At 40.0% G+C, this 16563-nt stretch carries 15 protein-coding genes and 1 tRNA gene; 11 read left to right on the top strand and 5 right to left on the bottom strand.

The window, feature by feature from the left end:
• Positions 1 to 120 precede the first annotated feature (120 nt).
• From HNR31_RS01240 to HNR31_RS01230, 3 genes are read left to right on the top strand one after another with little or no spacing between them, the layout of a single operon-like run.
• Positions 121 to 879 (top strand): metal ABC transporter ATP-binding protein, encoded by a 759-nt coding sequence (locus HNR31_RS01240; RefSeq protein ID WP_181554429.1) that lies wholly within the window; start codon positions 121 to 123, stop codon positions 877 to 879.
• Positions 880 to 895: 16 nt separating this feature from the next.
• The gene (locus HNR31_RS01235; RefSeq protein WP_181554428.1) at positions 896 to 1729 is read left to right on the top strand and encodes a metal ABC transporter permease; all 834 of its coding nucleotides are present in this window, start codon (positions 896 to 898) and stop codon (positions 1727 to 1729) included.
• Between the two features lie 4 nt (positions 1730 to 1733).
• Positions 1734 to 2156: a Fur family transcriptional regulator gene (locus tag HNR31_RS01230; protein WP_181554427.1), complete on the top strand. Its 423-nt coding sequence runs from the start codon at positions 1734 to 1736 to the stop codon at positions 2154 to 2156.
• 25 nt (positions 2157 to 2181) lie between these two features.
• Here HNR31_RS01230 and HNR31_RS01225 read toward each other — a convergent pair whose 3' ends face one another.
• Positions 2182 to 2742: a hypothetical protein gene (locus HNR31_RS01225; protein WP_181554426.1), complete on the bottom strand. Its 561-nt coding sequence runs from the start codon at positions 2740 to 2742 to the stop codon at positions 2182 to 2184.
• Between the two features lie 153 nt (positions 2743 to 2895).
• On the opposite strand from HNR31_RS01225, the gene HNR31_RS01220 reads away from it, so the two are divergent.
• The gene (locus HNR31_RS01220; protein ID WP_181554425.1) at positions 2896 to 3255 is read left to right on the top strand and encodes a DUF4190 domain-containing protein; all 360 of its coding nucleotides are present in this window, start codon (positions 2896 to 2898) and stop codon (positions 3253 to 3255) included.
• 224 nt (positions 3256 to 3479) lie between these two features.
• Here HNR31_RS01220 and ispG read toward each other — a convergent pair whose 3' ends face one another.
• Both ispG and HNR31_RS01210 read right to left on the bottom strand, forming a co-directional pair.
• Positions 3480 to 4589, bottom strand: coding sequence for a flavodoxin-dependent (E)-4-hydroxy-3-methylbut-2-enyl-diphosphate synthase (gene ispG / locus HNR31_RS01215; RefSeq protein ID WP_181554424.1), 1110 nt, complete (start codon positions 4587 to 4589; stop codon positions 3480 to 3482).
• Between the two features lie 89 nt (positions 4590 to 4678).
• A complete protein-coding gene (locus tag HNR31_RS01210) occupies positions 4679 to 5008 on the bottom strand; it encodes a LysM peptidoglycan-binding domain-containing protein (protein WP_181554423.1) in 330 nt (109 codons plus the stop codon).
• A 195-nt stretch (positions 5009 to 5203) separates the two neighbouring features.
• Here HNR31_RS01210 and HNR31_RS01205 point away from each other — a divergent pair, with 195 nt between their 5' ends.
• The 3 genes from HNR31_RS01205 to pstA all read left to right on the top strand — a co-directional run bounded on the left by HNR31_RS01205 (position 5204) and on the right by pstA (position 7975).
• On the top strand, positions 5204 to 6097 hold the full coding sequence (locus HNR31_RS01205) for a phosphate ABC transporter substrate-binding protein PstS family protein (RefSeq protein ID WP_181554422.1): 894 nt from the start codon (positions 5204 to 5206) through the stop codon (positions 6095 to 6097).
• A 68-nt stretch (positions 6098 to 6165) separates the two neighbouring features.
• On the top strand, positions 6166 to 7056 hold the full coding sequence (pstC, locus tag HNR31_RS01200; protein WP_181554854.1) for a phosphate ABC transporter permease subunit PstC: 891 nt from the start codon (positions 6166 to 6168) through the stop codon (positions 7054 to 7056).
• Position 7057: 1 nt separating this feature from the next.
• Complete coding sequence (gene pstA, locus HNR31_RS01195; RefSeq protein ID WP_181554421.1) at positions 7058 to 7975, top strand: phosphate ABC transporter permease PstA; 918 nt, start codon at positions 7058 to 7060, stop codon at positions 7973 to 7975.
• Between the two features lie 47 nt (positions 7976 to 8022).
• On the opposite strand, the gene HNR31_RS01190 is transcribed toward pstA, so the two are convergent.
• Both HNR31_RS01190 and HNR31_RS01185 read right to left on the bottom strand, forming a co-directional pair.
• Entirely contained in the window at positions 8023 to 8799 is a 777-nt protein-coding gene (locus tag HNR31_RS01190) for a DUF1189 domain-containing protein (protein ID WP_181554420.1), read from the bottom strand.
• A gap of 195 nt (positions 8800 to 8994) precedes the next feature.
• Entirely contained in the window at positions 8995 to 10767 is a 1773-nt protein-coding gene (locus tag HNR31_RS01185) for a methyl-accepting chemotaxis protein (RefSeq protein WP_181554419.1), read from the bottom strand.
• Positions 10768 to 11118: 351 nt separating this feature from the next.
• Here HNR31_RS01185 and HNR31_RS01180 point away from each other — a divergent pair.
• The 4 genes from HNR31_RS01180 to HNR31_RS01165 all read left to right on the top strand — a co-directional run bounded on the left by HNR31_RS01180 (position 11119) and on the right by HNR31_RS01165 (position 15870).
• Positions 11119 to 11192, top strand: a tRNA-Ile gene (locus HNR31_RS01180).
• Positions 11193 to 11390: 198 nt separating this feature from the next.
• Positions 11391 to 11999 carry a superoxide dismutase SodA gene (gene sodA / locus HNR31_RS01175; protein ID WP_181554418.1) on the top strand — a complete coding sequence of 203 codons (609 nt, stop codon included), beginning with the start codon at positions 11391 to 11393 and terminating at the stop codon, positions 11997 to 11999.
• Positions 12000 to 12352: 353 nt separating this feature from the next.
• Complete coding sequence (locus HNR31_RS01170) at positions 12353 to 13639, top strand: MFS transporter (RefSeq protein WP_181554417.1); 1287 nt, start codon at positions 12353 to 12355, stop codon at positions 13637 to 13639.
• 104 nt (positions 13640 to 13743) lie between these two features.
• The gene (locus HNR31_RS01165; RefSeq protein WP_181554416.1) at positions 13744 to 15870 is read left to right on the top strand and encodes a peptidoglycan D,D-transpeptidase FtsI family protein; all 2127 of its coding nucleotides are present in this window, start codon (positions 13744 to 13746) and stop codon (positions 15868 to 15870) included.
• Positions 15871 to 16563: the final 693 nt, after the last annotated feature.

Raw genomic sequence — 16563 nt, 5'->3', positions numbered from 1 at the left:
AAATGTAAATCTGCTATTCACTGAGCGGTGTCGTTTACAAATGACTTCGTTTCAGCTATACTACATTTGTAAATAAATCGTAATCATTCTTATATTTCATAAAAAACAGGTGGGAACGCTATGAAAGGCGAAGATATATTGAAGATTGAACACGTATCGTTCCGTTACGAAAAGGAAAACGTGTTAGAGGATATTACGTTTTCCGTTCCAAAAGGAGCGTTTGTCGGATTAGTCGGTCCGAATGGTTCCGGGAAATCAACGTTATTAAAGTGTATTTTAGGACTATTAAAGCCGCAAAAAGGCCATATCTACTTGTTCGGCACGCGGGTTTCTTCGTTTAAGGATTGGCATCGCATTGGATTTGTGTCGCAAAAAGCGAACAGTTTTAACACAGGATTTCCAGCAACCGTTTATGAAGTTGTAGCTAGCGGGTTAACGGCGAAGCTTGGCTTATTTCGCTTTTTCACGAGCAAAGAAAAACAGGCGGTGCTTGAAGCGATTGAAGCGGTTGGAATGAGCAAATTCCGTCATCAAAATATCGGGGAGCTGTCCGGCGGTCAACAACAACGCGTTTTTATTGCTCGGGCGATTGTGAGCAAGCCGGAGTTGCTGATTTTAGATGAGCCAACGGTCGGTGTCGATGTTCATCATGTGCAAAATTTTTATGCCATGCTTGATGAGTTAAACCGTCACCTCGGTATTACTCTTTTATTAGTGACGCATGATATCGGTACGATTACTGAAAAAGTGACCCATGTTGCCTGTTTAAATAAACATTTATATTTTCATGGGAAAGCGGAAGAATTTGCTGAACTGCAGGAGAAGGAGCTGTCGCATTTTTACGGCCACCCTCTTTATGTGCTTTCCCATCAGCATTGATGAAGGAGCAACGACAATGATTCAAGCGATGTTTCATTATGAGTTTTTGCGAAATGCATTTTTTGCAGGGATATTAATTGGCATTGTTGCCCCGTTATTAGGAGTATTTATCGTCGTTCGCCGTTTATCACTGATTGCTGATGCGCTTAGCCACGTGACGCTCGCAGGAATTGCTGCGAGTTTATTGCTGCAAAAAAAAGTCGGGACATTTGTCAGTGTGAGCCCACTTTACATGGGAATGACCTTTTCCGTTGTCGGTTCCTTATTAGTCGAAAAATTGCGGACCGTCTACAAACATTATCAGGAGCTAGCGATTCCGATTATTTTATCAGGAGGGATTGGGCTCAGTGTCATTTTCATTTCGCTTGCAGACGGGTTTAATACCGATTTATTTTCCTATTTGTTTGGCAGCGTGAGCGCGGTCAGCCGCCAAGATGTATGGATTATTTTGGCGATTACAGCTGTAGTCATTGTGACAATTTCACTATTATATAAAGAGTTGTTTTTGCTTTCGTTCGATGAAGAATATGCGGTAGCTTCCGGAATTCGAGCAAAGCTGATTCATTTTGTATTTATTATTCTCGTCGCACTAGTTATTGCAGCATCAATGAGAATCGTCGGCATTTTGCTTGTTTCTTCTCTAATGACGTTACCGGTTGCCGCCAGCATTCGTATCGCAAAAGGGTTTAAACAAGCGATTGGTTATTCCATTTTATTTGGAGAACTTTCGGTTATTGCTGGATTGCTGTTATCGTATCAATTAGACTTAGCACCAGGCGGAACGATTGTGATGCTTGCCGTACTCATTTTACTTATGACGATGATATGGAAAAAGTGGAAAAGGGGATAAGAAAATGAATGTGGCGGAAGCGATTCAATTGATGAAAGAAAAAGGGTTTAAGCATACGGGCAAACGAGAAGATATGTTGCAGCTATTTGCGAATACGAACAAATATTTGACCGCAAAAGATGTATTAGACACGTTAAAAGATGATTACCCGGGATTAAGTTTTGATACGATTTATCGCAATTTATCGTTATTTGTCGAACTTGGAATTTTAGAAATGACAGAATTATCCGGGGAAAAGCATTTTCGTTTTAAATGTAGTACCGTCTATCATCATCACCATTTTATTTGCATGGAATGCGGGAAGACGAAAGAAATTGCCACTTGCCCAATGGATGAGTTAATGGAAAGCTTACAAGGATATGAAGTATCTGGTCACAAGTTTGAGATATATGGAAAATGTCCAGAATGTCAAAGGGATATCTCGTAACGAAGAGATATCCCTTTGATGTTGATTATAAAAGAGCGTCAATATGCTGCTTTGCTTCAATCCAATTCTTCACTCTGATTACTTGTTTCGGAAGAGGACCTTGATTATACGGGGTATCAAATAAAATAACAGGAATATTGCACTGTTCTCCGATATCGCAGGCGTTATCATATTTGTCCTCAAAAAAAGCAGCGATGTTGTATGTTTTCACCGCTTCGATTTTATCGTGAGAGCCGACCAACTCAATATGATGATAATGAACGCCGTTATTTTTAAACCATTTTTCGGTAATATCAAATAAATGCTTTCCTCGCGCGCTGATGTAAAATAATTCATACCGATCCTTCCAGCTGTTAATGACGTCTAACGCATGTTCAGCAAGCGGAGCGCGCTCGTAAATCCTTGCTTCATGTTCTTCCATCCATTTGTCCATTTCTTCCTCTGTCGTATCATATAAGGGAGCTAAGTTATATTGTGTAATATCATGAAGCGTCAGCTTTTTTCGAAAGGATTGATTTAAATAAGGGATAAATGTACTTGGACATGTGACTGTTCCGTCGATATCGATTCCGAGTCGTTTTTTCATGCTTCTTTATGCACTCCTTTGATGATGTCCTTCTTCTATATTGTAGCATATTCATCGTGTTTTTCCTTGTCATGAAAACATTCGCATTTATAATTTTCGAATGACTCTCCATACTAATAAATGCTCCTTACTTAAGGAAAGCGAGGGAACAACATGGTAGATGATCGCAATCGCACGTACAATGAAAGTTACGTGCCATCTGTAGGAAGAGTAGATCAAGAACATGATTTCATGGAAGAAACAGCGACAGAAGTAGCAGATCCGATTCGTGATTACAATCGGAGAGAAGAAAGAGATGATGTCGAAGGAGCAAACGGAAGAGGCATTGGTTGGGTAGCGCTTGTTATTTCTATCCTTTCCCTGTTTATGATGCCGATTATTTTAGGAGCAACAGGGATTATTGTCGGCTTTATCGCACGTCGACGCGGTGCCGAAACGTTAGGAGCTTGGGCAATCGGTATCGGGATTGTATCGATTATTGTTAAATTGTTTATTTTACCGTTTTATTATTAGATAAGAAAAGCAGAAGCGGTCCGTTCAGGAGCAGTGAGCAAACGTTTTTTCTTCGTTCTGTAAAAAAGCTTACACTCCGAAGAGGAAGAACGATAGGCCCTCGACTGTTGAAACAAATGACGTTTCAGTCATATCCTTAGGGCTGTTTGTACAGAGCTCATGCCAAGACATTGATTGGTTGACCGCCGAAGCTGGATAATGCAAAAAGCTTGACGCATCATGCGTCAAGCTTTTTTTGATTCCTTTTCTTTTTGTTTGGCAAAATATTCTTCTGCGAGCTTATCGACTTCTTTTTTCAATTCTTCAACCATCGTTTCTTCTGGAACTTTGCGAACGATTTTACCATGGCGGAACAATAACCCCTCTCCACGTGCTCCAGCGATGCCGATATCGGCTTCGCGTGCTTCTCCCGGACCATTTACCGCACAACCAAGCACTGCCACTTTAATCGGTGCTTTAATTTTAGCGATGTATTCCTCGATTTCATTGGCGATGCTGATTAAGTCAATTTCGATGCGTCCGCACGTTGGGCAAGAAATGAGTGTTGCTGCATTCGAAGCAAGCCCGAAGGTTTTTAACAGCTCTCTTGCCACCTTTACTTCTTCAACTGGATCTGCACTTAATGAAACACGAATTGTATTTCCGATCCCCTTGCTTAAAATCGCTCCGAGTCCAGCGGCACTTTTCACCGTTCCGGCAAACAATGTACCCGATTCAGTGATGCCGAGATGAAGCGGATAGTCAAATGTCCGAGCCGCTTTTTCATACGCTTCGATCGCCAATCGGACATCGGACGCTTTTAACGAAACGATAATATCATGGAAATCAAGCTCCTCTAAAATTCTAATATGGTGTAGGGCGCTTTCGACCATTCCATCAGCAGTAGGATAACCATATTTTTCTAAAATCCGCTTTTCTAATGAACCAGCATTGACGCCGATACGAATCGGAATCCCGCGCTCTTTTGCCGCTTTAACCACTGCCTCAACTTTTTCGCGGCGGCCGATATTTCCAGGATTGATGCGAATCTTATCAGCTCCGCCTTCAATCGCCTTCAGCGCCAATTTGTAATCAAAATGAATATCGACAACAAGTGGGATGTTAATCCGTTTTTTTATTTCTGGAATAGCGTTAGCTGCTCGTTCATCCGGGCAGGCGACGCGAACGATTTGGCAGCCCGCTTCTTCTAGCCGTTTTATTTCAGCAACCGTCGCCTCGACATCGTGTGTTTTCGTTGTTGTCATGCTTTGAATAATGACCTCATTGCTTCCACCGATAGTCAAATTGCCGACGCGAACGGGACGAGTTTTTGAACGATGAATAATTTCATTCACGAAACATTCGCTCCTTTAAGAAACTAGTTCATGTCACCTTCTGAACTATTTTAACAATGTTTGCAGACGATTGACAAGAAATTCGCTGCTTAATGTTTATATATAGGAATTTTGTACGTTTTTCCGATTTGTAGCGAATTCGCCTTTGTTCCGGGATTCAATGCTTCGAAATCTTTGATTAATTGTTCGATGGAAACGGGAAGGGGAGCATTTTGTTGCTTTTCCGCGATAGATAAAAGGGTGTCTCCTGCTTTGACCGTCACCGTTTGATAGTTTATGTTCATTTTTGCTCTTAATTTCGGTTCATGGATGTGGAGCGTTTTTATTTTAGTGGTTGTCGGTAACGTTCCTTTTATTAAATCGTGGGAAACCACGTATAGACATAAGCATAAGACAAGAAAGAGTACGAATTTTTTCATTTTTGTCCTCCAAAATCGTTCTTGTTATAAGTATGTATGCTTGTCCGAGCGAAATATGTCTTATGTGCGAGGCAATCGTTAGATAAAACACCAACGTCTTTACTGAAAATTAACATTGTCTTAATAAAGGCATAAAAATTGTCAGCTACAATGAGCTTGTAGTGAGGCAAAGAAAAATATATGGAGGGTAAAAGGATGCTAAAAAGAAATGTAAAATTAGCTATTGCTGCACTATTCATTACGGGGTCACTTGCTGGATGTGGAACATCTAACAAGACTAACGAAGAAAATGCCGGTACAAAAGATACAAAACAAGAAGCGTATTCCGGTACTATTACATTAGCGGGATCTACAGCCCTTCAGCCACTTGCCGAAGAAGCAGCCAATGAGTTTATGGGGAAATATCCAGATGTTTCTATTACGGTACAAGGTGGTGGAAGCGGTACGGGGGTAAACCAAGTAGCAGCTGGTGCGGTACAAATCGGTAACTCCGATGTTCCATCAGCGGAAAAATTAGAAGATAAAACAAAAGCAGGAGAATTAGTGGATAATAAAGTAGCGGGTATCGCGTTCGCCTTAGTTGTAAATAAAGATGTAAAAGTAGATTCCTTAACAGTACAACAAATTCAAGACATCTTTTCCGGAAAAATCACAAACTGGAAAGAAGTTGGCGGGAACGATGAAAAAATTAATGTCATTAATAGACCTGCCTCCTCTGGTACACGCGCTACATTTGAAAAGACATTAATGAAAGATGTGAAAATCAACGATAGCATTGGTACGGTACAAGACTCTAACGGTGCAGTCGAACAAGCGATTAACTCGACACCAGGTTCGATTAGCTATGTAGCGATGTCTTATTTAGTCGGAGACAAAGCGAACGCGTTAACGACATTAAAAATTGATGGAGTCGAGCCAACGGTAGAAAACATCAAATCACAAAAATATCCATTCTGGTCTTATGAATATATGATCACAAAGGGCGAACCGAAAGATGCGGTAAAAGGGTTTGTAGATTATGTAAAGAGTGAGGAGTTTGCTCCGAAGGTAAAAGAAATGGGCTATATTCCAATGTCTGAATTAGAGTAATTTTATGTTGGGCTGGCTATCGTTAGCCAGTCTTCTTCATTGAAAGCTTCGAGGTGGTGAATTTGATGATGAAGGGGAAAAAAAAGCTCAATTATTGGAAAAGCGAATATATCGGAAGAACGGTTGTTACGTTTTGCGGTTTGTTAATTGTGTTTATTACGCTTTCGATTATTGCGTTTATTTGTAGTAAAGGGATTCAATCGTTTACCCAAAGTCACATTTCTTTAAAGGAAATGTTGTTTTCAACACAATGGCAACCAAATCATTCTGAACCGAAATATGGAGCGGTGATCTTTATTGTCGGTTCCACACTCGTGTCGCTTGGGGCCGTCATTTTGAGCACTCCTATTGCGATTGCATTAGCGATCTTTGTCAATTATATTTCACCGAAATTGGGGTCGAAAGTGTTAAAACCCGTATTAGAATTGCTTGTCGGGATTCCGTCTGTCGTCTATGGATTATTAGGAGTGACGATTCTTGTTCCTTTGCTCAGAGAGTGGTTTGGTGGAGTAGGATTTAGTTTGATTGCGGGCATTATTGTGCTAAGTATTATGATTTTGCCAACGATCGCAAGTATTGCTTCAGACGCGATTGCTGGGGTTCCATTTGCCTATTTAGAAGCATCGTATGGACTAGGATCAACAAGATGGCAAGCGATTAGTCGAGTGATGGTTCCAGCAGCTCGAAAAGGAATTTTAACGGGAATTGTATTGGGATTAGCAAGAGCATTTGGCGAGGCGTTAGCAGTTCAAATGGTGATTGGAAACACCGTAAAATTGCCTTCTGGATTATATAGCCCAACGGCCACATTAACAGGAATTTTAACGATGGATATGTCAAATACGTTAAATGGGACAGCTTGGAATAACGCGTTATGGACATTAGCGATGATTTTGCTGTTTATTTCCTTTTTGTTTATTTTATTGATTCGAGTTATTGCGCAAAGAGGTGAAAACTAAGATGAAGGCAAGAACGGTTGACGCCATTTGGACGGGAATTTTATATACGATTGCTATCTTTGTCGTTGCTTTATTAGTATTTTTGATTGCAGCCATTATTTCAAAAGGATGGGGATTTTGGGATCCTAACTTTCTCTTTGGAAAGCCGAGCAATACGCAGGCAGGGGGAGGAATCGGTCCTCAATTATTTAACTCCCTTTACATGCTAGTTATTACATTGCTTATTTCGGTTCCATTAGGTCTAGGAGCGGGAATTTATTTGGCCGAATATGCCAAACAGGGGAGACTGTTAAACTTTATTCGATTATGTATTGAAACGATGGCGTCTCTTCCTTCCATCGTTGTCGGGTTGTTTGGACTTTTAGTATTTGTTACGTTGACCGGTTGGGGATATACGTTAATTGGCGGTGCTTTGGCAATCACCATTTTAAACTTACCTAGTTTAACAAGAGTTTGTGAGAACGCTATTTTGGATGTTCCCCATAGTGTGAAGGAAGCGAGTCTTGGATTAGGGGCGACGAGATGGCAAACGCTAGTAAGAGTCATCATTCCAGCAGCGTTACCACAAATCATTACTGGAGTGATTTTAGCAGCAGGAAGAATTTTTGGAGAAGCAGCAGCGTTGATTTATACGTCAGGTTTGACTACTCCGTTCTTAAATCCTTCTGCTGATTTATCAAGCAAGTTACATCCGTTGAATCTTTTTCGCCCTGCTGAAACCCTTACCGTACACATTTGGAAACTAAATTCGGAAGGGATTGTTCCAGATGCAAAGTTAATTGCAGCAAAATCAGCGGCCGTCTTAATTATCATGGTTCTTTTGTTTAATATTATCGCCCGCTTTATCTCTATGCTATTACAAAATTATTTTGCGGGAAGTAAGCGGAAAACAAAAAAAAGAATGAAGGCTGCTGCTTAATTGAAGAAGGCCAATAAGCTACAAGTCGTAGCTTATTGGCCTTATCTTTATTCACGGTGAATTTTTGCTGAGGGAATTTCTTTAATAGCTAAAAATAGCACGGTAATGGAAACAAACCAATGAATGAATGGAGCATACGGAACAACAGCTTGCAGCGCTTCCATAATCGCAAAAAAGACAGTTGATAGCGTCACTGCATAAGCGGACATCACCCATGTATGACGATACGTAATTTTTTTGTCGAGTGTGCTTCGCAAAATAAGACCGATGAAGGCAAGAACGGAAACACCGACAAATTTACTGGCACTTGTAAAAAGATACAAAAGGAGAAACGTTAAAGGAACAAGAACAGGCAGTAATGATTGGAGCGTTTCGATAAACGTATGAACATCTTGATTCGTTAATGTTATTTCAGGCAACATCGCATAACTGTAATATTGTGTTTGGTTGTTCGCGACGAGTACCGCCTCATGTTTCAGCAATCCGATAGCATTGCCAGAACGCTCAACCTCTTCTTTCGTAACTTGTCCAGTGCTATCAAAAACGATGGTCAATCCGTGCTCGTCGATGACAATGGGCTGAGTCGCTGAAGAATGGAGTTCGCCGTTTTCAATCGTAAAAGCTGGAATTTCGTTTTTAAGTAACGAGCTTGTATAGCGAATTCCTTCAAGAAAGCTTGTTGTAAAATGATAGGTAAGCGGCAAGGTGAAAATGAGCGCCAGCAAGAATACATATAAAATCGCTTTTCCGATTTTTTGAAAACGAAATCGTGCAATATCCTTTGGAGAATATAAGCTTTTCCATAACTGTATAAACATATTCATCTCTTACACATCCTTCCCTGTCCTCCATGCTCATTGTATATTGTCTAGCTCAATAATTCAACTTCAAGAAAAAAGACTAAACTCCTACACGCGAAAATGATAAATCATATATCGCTATTGAATATGGTCGATCGATTGTCAAAGAGAAAGAACCCTCCTAAGATAAGATGTTCTATCTCAGGAGGGAAATGACGCTTAGACTTTAAATGTTTGGAGCACCTCATTTAATTGTTTAACTAATTCGTTTAAAGATTGGGCTGCATGCGAAACCTCATCCATAGAGGTACTTTGCTGCTGTGCTATTGCGGCCACATGTTCCATATTTCCGGCAATCTGTTGAGAAATCGAAGCTATTTCCTCCATATTCGTAGACATTTGTTTCGTTTGTACACTGACTTGGTGGACAATGGTGGAAACCTCTTTCGATTCTTTCGAGACATTTGTCACAGCCTGTACAATATCCTTAAAGGCTGTATCTGTTTGATGAACCATTTTGATTCCGCCTTGTAACACTTCAGCGCCGCGGGCCATCGATTGAACAGTTTGTTCCACTTCATGTTGGATTTCTTCAATAATTTTTTGAATTTGTTTAGCTGCTTGTCCACTTTGAGCAGCTAGCTTTCTTATTTCGTTGGCCACCACTGAAAATCCTTTTCCATGTTCTCCAGCCCTTGCTGCTTCGATAGCTGCATTTAAAGAAAGCAGGTTCGTTTGACTAGCAATTTGACTGATTAAGTTCACGATTTGATCAATTCGCTTCGATTTTTGACCGAGTAAATATACTATTTCTGCTGTTTCGCCTACGGTTTTTTGCACTAAATTCATTTGTTTCACGGTTTTGTCCACTAATTCATTTCCTATATATGCTTGATGATTGGCTTTGTTCGTCGAGACTTCCACGTCTGCCATGGAAACGGCTGCTTGCTCCATTCCTCTAGCGATTTCATGAAAAAATTGCGAAATTTGAATCGCGGAATTGGCCTGTTTCTCTGTTCCGATCGCCACTTCACTTATTGCTATCGCAATTTGTTCAGAAGCCTGCTTCGACTCGTGTGCTGTGAGACGCAATGTCTCAGAGGAGAGCGTTACATGTTTAGAACTGGCATCCAAATGTCCAATTAGAGTAGTAAGGCTATCAACCATTTGATTAAAGCCGTAAGCCAATGCCTGAATATCTTTACTTGAACCAGTTAATTGTATCCTTGTTTGTAAATTGCCTTGTCCTACTTGTTGCATGGAGTGTTTTAAAAAAGCAATCGGTTTGATAACTTGACGAATGATAAAAAAGCCGATGAGACTTGCAAAAAATATTGTAATAAGAGAGATTTGAATACTTATACGTCCATAGTCAAAAACCGGTTGCAAATACTCTTGTTCTTTAAGAGCTAAAACATATAATTCTCCATTTAGATCCATTGAATAGGCATAAGATAAAGTGAGTCCTTGAAAGTGAAAAATCCCTCGTTTTTGTCTATACATTTTATCGATTACTGAATGAGGTAAAGAAGGTAAAGGACTATCAAATCCTGCCAGCTTTTTGATTGCTTTTTCTTTTGTAATTGTAAACTGCATCGGTTGTAACTGAAGGGCTTTAAATTTCTGTTGGTTTAATGCTAACACATAGGATAACTTTTTATTAAATTCTTCATTCGTAGCCGTTGCCTTTAACATAGAAATTTTTTCGATCATTACTTCAGTCGATAACTGCATTTGTTGCTCTACTGCTCGAATGACAATCTGTTTGTTTTTTTCGTAGCCGACATAAGCAATCATTGCGGAAGATATACATGTAATAAAAATAATGACCAGCACTAATATTGTTTGCAGATTCAATTTGTTTATAAAAGGAAGATGAGAAAAGGTGTAGGGACGTTTTGTTTTTGCTTTCTTTTTCGTTGAACTTTGCAGAACAAAAAAACTTCTCAATAAGCTTAATGAGACTGACCATGATCGTTCTCGTTTTTTCATTTTTTACTCTCCTTTGAGCTTCCTGAGCCATGTATGTAATGGTATTACTTCCAATTTATTCGATGATTTTTATGTTTTTGTTAAGCCAATGTATGAAAAGTGTTAATATAGTGTATGGAAATTGTTAAGCTTCTCTATAAACTTCATTGACCGTTTTCCATTGTATATGTTAAAATCGGAAATACCTAAAGGGTACGGTTTCAGCGATAAATGCAGCTAGAAATTGGGCGAGATGTCCCTTTTTTGAGGAGAGGTCTCGTTCAAATGGGCTTCATCGGGACAACTTTAATACACCGCTGGAGTTAAGCTGAGAGCGGGACAAATGGAACACCAAAATAATTTATGTAACTTGGACCCTTAGCTCAGCTGGTTAGAGCGGACGGCTCATAACCGTCTGGTCGCAGGTTCGAATCCTGCAGGGTCCATCCAAATCTCTATGATGATGAGTTCTACGCTTTCATATGGCTGTCCGATCATTTTTAGGACAGTCTAATTTTTATGAGTGAAAAAGCAAATAAATTGAAACATTGTGGCAATTTTGATAAGCTAATTTTAAACGAACGCAAAGATAGATATACTATCTTGCGTTCGAATACATAAACGATGATAAAGGAGGAGTTTGTATGGCATTTGAATTACCGCAATTACCTTATGCATATGACGCACTTGAGCCACACATTGACAAAGAAACAATGAACATCCATCACACAAAACACCATAACACATATGTTACGAACTTAAACGCAGCTTTAGAAGGGCATGCAGATTTACAAAACAAAACGATCGAGGAATTGCTCAGCAATTTGGAAGCACTTCCAGAAAGCATTCGTACAGCAGTTCGCAACAATGGTGGCGGACATGCTAACCACTCTCTTTTCTGGACAATTCTTTCACCGAACGGCGGTGGCGAGCCAACAGGCGAATTAGCAGAAGCGATCAATAAAAAATTCGGTAGCTTTGCAGCATTTAAAGAAGAATTTACGAAAGCAGCAACAACTCGTTTCGGTTCTGGTTGGGCATGGCTTGTTGTGAATAACGGCGAGCTTGAAATTACAAGCACACCAAACCAAGACTCACCTCTTATGGAAGGGAAAACACCAATTCTTGGCTTAGACGTTTGGGAACATGCGTATTACTTAAGATATCAAAACCGTCGTCCTGAATACATTGCAGCATTCTGGAATGTCGTGAACTGGGACGAAGTGGCAAAACGCTATAGTGCGGCGAAATAATCAATGAGAAATCAAAGATGGCTTCATAAGTGAGGCCATCTTTTTTTAGCATATCAGAATTTATAATTTTTTAAGGAGAAGCATCTAGCTCGGTTCGCAACGTATCTCCTGCTTGAATCCACTTCTTCGCTGCACCGAGTCATCGCAGGCGCGGCATCTGTAAATAACCTTTCTCCGTCGTTTTGTCCAGCTCTCTTATGACAAAATCACCTTTTCCTTTGAGGTGCAATGTTCTTTTCGGAAACACCCAGTCCTTCTAAGTAACCTTGGTATTTCTGCTTTTCTTCATAAGAAAGCGTATAGGATGGCGAAAATTTGCCAAACTACCCTTTAGATGAAAAGGGGAGTTTATAATGGCAATAGTAAAAAAAATGATTGGAAATGTTCATGTGAATCGGGAATTGCTTTTATTGTTATTCATTGGCGGCTTTTACTCTCTGAGCGTGTCGCTTTCCAACACGTTCGTTAATATCTATTTGTGGAAGCAGTCAGGAGAATTTCGTGATTTAGCGTTATACAATCTAGCAGTTGTTATATTGCAGCCTATCACGTTCATTGTAGCAGGGCGATTGGCGAAAAAAATTGACCGCATTATTGTGCTGCGTCTCGGTGTTTCGTTTTTAGCGATTTTTTTTGTGACTGTGTTACTGGTCGGAAATCGAGCACACGATTATTTGTTGCTGCTTGGGGCATTGCTTGGGATCGGGTACGGATTTTACTGGCTGGCGTTTAATGTGTTAACATTTGAAATTACGGAACCAGATACACGTGATTTTTTTAACGGGTTTCTCGGAATTTTATCTTCTGTTGCTGGGATGATTGGTCCAATAATTGCTGGCTATATTATCTCTTCGTTCGTCAAATTCAAAGGATATACGCTTATTTTCTCCATTTCGCTTGGACTGTTCATTGTTGCGATCATCTTAAGCTTTTTTTTGCATCGCCGAGGAGCGGAAGGAAATTATTTATTTCTTCGCATTTTAAAAGAAAGAAGCTATAATAAAAATTGGCGACTCATTACGAATGCTCACTTTTTCCAAGGATTACGAGAAGGAACGTTTGTTTTTGTCATCTCCGTATTAGTTTATATTACGACGGGAAGCGAACTAGCGCTCGGAACGTTTGGATTAGTCAATTCAGCTACTTCATTTGTTGTTTATTATCTTGCTTCTCGTTTTATTGAACGGAAACATCGAAAAAAAGCGATTTTATGGGGTGGTTTGTTATTATACGGAGCGATTTTTTTAATTGTTTTTGATGTTTCATACATGCGGCTCATATTATACGCAATAGCGATTGCAATTGCGTATCCGATTTTATTAGTTCCATACTCTTCACTTACCTTTGATGTTATAGGAATAAGTTGGAAATCAACGCAAATGCGGATTGAGTATATAGTCGTTCGCGAGTTGTTTTTAAATAGCGGCCGCATCGTATCGATTCTTTCCTTTTTCGTGGCCGTTACCTATTTTGACACAGAGAAGAGTCTTCCTGTTTTAATGCTATTGCTTGGAGCGGGACATGCGATGATTTACTTCTTTGTTCGTCGCATTCATTTCGTGGCCAAAAAGGCGAATGAACCAGATTCATCATTTATTCGTCCAAAGTTAGCAAACGAGGAAGGGGGCTCCCCAGTGTAGGAGTCTCCTTTTTCCATGTCGATTTTCTAGAAAAATGGCGTTGTTTCTTTTAAAATAAAAATAAATGTAGTAAACGGGCTGTGGAGAAATAGGAGGTTTTTATCTTGAAGAAAAGGAAAAAAGCGCAAGTACCGTTTCGCTTAAATATGTTATTTTTCTTTGTGTTTTTACTCTTTTCTGCGCTTATTTTGCGCCTAGGCGTTGTGCAAATTGTATACGGTGAACAATATCGGAAAGAAGTAGAGCGGACGGAGGATGAAATTGTCAGCACTCCTGTACCGCGCGGAAAAATTTATGATCGCTATCATCGAGTCATTGTCGATAACGTTCCACTCAATGCGATTACATATACGCGCACGAAAACGACGACTCCTGAAGATACGCTTAAGGTGGCTCGTCAATTGGCGAAATATATCGATAAACCGGTCGAGAAGGTAACTGAGCGCGATATGAAAGATTATTGGATTTTAACGCGACGGGATAAAGCAGAAAAAAAAGTAAGCAAAAAAGAGCGAAAACAGTTTGCAAAACAAGGATTATCGGAAAAAGAAATCGACCAAAAAGTGTACAAGCTTACATTGGAGCGAATTACTCCTGAAGATTTAAAGGAGATTACAAAAGATGAACTTGAAGTCATTGCCATTAAACGAGAATTGGATAGCGGTTATGCATTAACACCGCAAATTGTCAAAAACAAAGGAGTAACCAATAAAGAATACGCAGTAGTGAGCGAACATTTGGAGGAGCTTCCGGGCGTAAGTACAACAACAGATTGGGAACGACATTATGTATATGGAAATACATTTCGTTCCGTTCTCGGTAACATCACCAAAGATGATGAAGGGCTGCCGCGCGAACGTCTAGATCATTTTTTAGCGCGCGACTATAGCCGAAATGACCGCGTCGGCAAAAGTTATATCGAGGCGCAATACGAAGATGTGTTGCATGGGAAAAAAGCGAAAATCAAAAACATTGTAGACAAATCAGGGAACGTCATTTCGACGGAGCAAATTTATGAAGGCCAACGTGGGAAAGACCTCGTTTTAACGATTGATATTGAACTTCAACAGCGCGTCGAAAAAATTATTGAAGAGGAGCTAAAAGCAGCGAAACGAAGCGGTGGAACACCATTGTTAGATCGCGCTTTTGTTGTGATGATGAATCCGAAGACGGGCGAAATTTTAGCGATGGCAGGAAAGATGTTTACAAAAAATGAACAAGGGAAAGTCGAACTGAGGGATTATGCACTTGGTACGATGACATCCGCCTATGCGATGGGCTCTGCCGTTAAAGGAGCAACCGTATTAACTGGATTCCAAACAGGAGTGCTTCACCCGAATACGTATATTAGAGACGAGCCGTTATATATTAAAGGAACTCCGGTGAAAAAATCATACCAGACAATGGGCACAATTAATGAGTTAACCGCCTTGCAGCGTTCCTCGAACGTCTATATGTTTAAAACGGCCATTGCGATCGGCGGCGGCAAGTACCAGCCGCATGCACCGCTCTCGATTGATCCTGATGCATTTACGACGATACGGAAATATTTCAGCCAGTTTGGTCTAGGAGTGAAAACTGGGATTGATTTGCCGAATGAAATTATCGGATTTCAAGGAACAAGTAAACTTCCGGGATTTTTATTGGACCTTGCGATTGGACAGTATGATATGTATACGCCGCTTCAACTGGCACAATACGTCTCGACGATTGCCAATGGGGGCTATCGGATGAAGCCACAAATTGTCAAAGAAATTCATGAACCAAGCAACGACGAAAAACAATTAGGTCCAGTTATTAGCGAGTTCGAACCTGTTGTATTAAATCGCATTGACATGAAAACAGAATACATTAAGAGAGTGCAAGAAGGATTCCGCCGCGTGATGCAGGAAACAGGTGGAACAGCAGCAGCCTTTTTCGCTGACGCCCCATATAAACCGGCTGGAAAAACTGGAACAGCGCAGGCATTTTATGATGGACCTATAAAAAGTAAAAGAAATGCAGAAACCTATAATTTAACATTGGTAGGTTATGCCCCTTACAATGATCCGGAAATTGCTTTTTCCGTCGTTGTTCCTTGGGCGTATCAACACGAACCGCACTATCCGATTAACAACAAAATTGGCAGAAAAATTTTAGATACTTATTTCGAATTGAAAAAAGAGCGGATGAATCATGATTCCGAGCAAACCGATTCCAATTTATCGACTGAACAATCAAATGAACAATAACAAGTAGGACAGTTTAACCGCGAACTAGCTTAAGTACGGCATGAGTTCGATTTTCAACCGGAACTCATGCCGTATTTCATTTATATCATTTTTTGTTAACTAGCTTATTGAACTTCGTCGACGGTTGATAGAGAATCCAATGGCATTTTCCTGTTCCATTTCAAATGATCGAAGAAGGTTTTGAGAGACAAGGTTCTGGCAGTTGTTCTTCTAGATCATATAAACAAATGCAAGAAGAGACTGCGTTTCTTTTCGATGGTACAAGATGAAAAAAGCAAGATACGTGCTTACTTGGCAAGCCATCATTTCATAGTGAAAAATCTTTCACTGATATGTTTCATTCCATTTTTGTTCCGCGCTTATCCTTTACACTGATTATGGTAATGGAACAGAAGCGTTTCCATTTTCAGCTCAAAGGGAAAATGTATGTTATGGGTTATGCAGAGATCTTCACATACAGCTTCTTCTTCGTCTGTAATCGAAAGATGCTCATTTACAAAAGCTTAACATTTATTTAAAACCTTATTAATAGTTCCATAGTAATCTATAAATGTATACCTAATGACTGTTCTTGCAGTTATTTGATATTTGTTGTTGGCATCTCGATAGTTGACATTTTTATGTTAGAACAACGGTGACTGTGAAGAAATTCACATAACAGGCCGTAAAGAGATTTATTCAGAACTGTACGGG

Origin of the sequence: Thermaerobacillus caldiproteolyticus, from assembly GCF_013761245.1 — a bacterium.
GTDB classification, from domain to species: Bacteria; Bacillota; Bacilli; order Bacillales; family Anoxybacillaceae; genus Thermaerobacillus; species Thermaerobacillus caldiproteolyticus.
The sequence above is the reverse complement of the archived record's forward strand: the minus strand, read 5'-3'. Positions and strand labels throughout refer to the sequence as shown.

Bases quoted from the DNA above. Each gene is read 5' to 3' on its own strand.
- HNR31_RS01240 (WP_181554429.1), top strand. From the start codon at position 121: ATGAAAGGCGAAGATATATTGAAGATTGAACACGTATCGTTCCGTTAC.
- HNR31_RS01235 (WP_181554428.1), top strand. From the start codon at position 896: ATGATTCAAGCGATGTTTCATTATGAGTTTTTGCGAAATGCATTTTTT.
- HNR31_RS01230 (WP_181554427.1), top strand. From the start codon at position 1,734: ATGAATGTGGCGGAAGCGATTCAATTGATGAAAGAAAAAGGGTTTAAG.
- HNR31_RS01225 (WP_181554426.1), bottom strand. From the start codon at position 2,742: ATGAAAAAACGACTCGGAATCGATATCGACGGAACAGTCACATGTCCA.
- HNR31_RS01220 (WP_181554425.1), top strand. From the start codon at position 2,896: ATGGTAGATGATCGCAATCGCACGTACAATGAAAGTTACGTGCCATCT.
- HNR31_RS01210 (WP_181554423.1), bottom strand. From the start codon at position 5,008: ATGAAAAAATTCGTACTCTTTCTTGTCTTATGCTTATGTCTATACGTG.
- HNR31_RS01205 (WP_181554422.1), top strand. From the start codon at position 5,204: ATGCTAAAAAGAAATGTAAAATTAGCTATTGCTGCACTATTCATTACG.
- pstC (WP_181554854.1), top strand. From the start codon at position 6,166: ATGAAGGGGAAAAAAAAGCTCAATTATTGGAAAAGCGAATATATCGGA.
- pstA (WP_181554421.1), top strand. From the start codon at position 7,058: ATGAAGGCAAGAACGGTTGACGCCATTTGGACGGGAATTTTATATACG.
- HNR31_RS01190 (WP_181554420.1), bottom strand. From the start codon at position 8,799: ATGAATATGTTTATACAGTTATGGAAAAGCTTATATTCTCCAAAGGAT.
- HNR31_RS01185 (WP_181554419.1), bottom strand. From the start codon at position 10,767: ATGAAAAAACGAGAACGATCATGGTCAGTCTCATTAAGCTTATTGAGA.
- sodA (WP_181554418.1), top strand. From the start codon at position 11,391: ATGGCATTTGAATTACCGCAATTACCTTATGCATATGACGCACTTGAG.
- HNR31_RS01170 (WP_181554417.1), top strand. From the start codon at position 12,353: ATGGCAATAGTAAAAAAAATGATTGGAAATGTTCATGTGAATCGGGAA.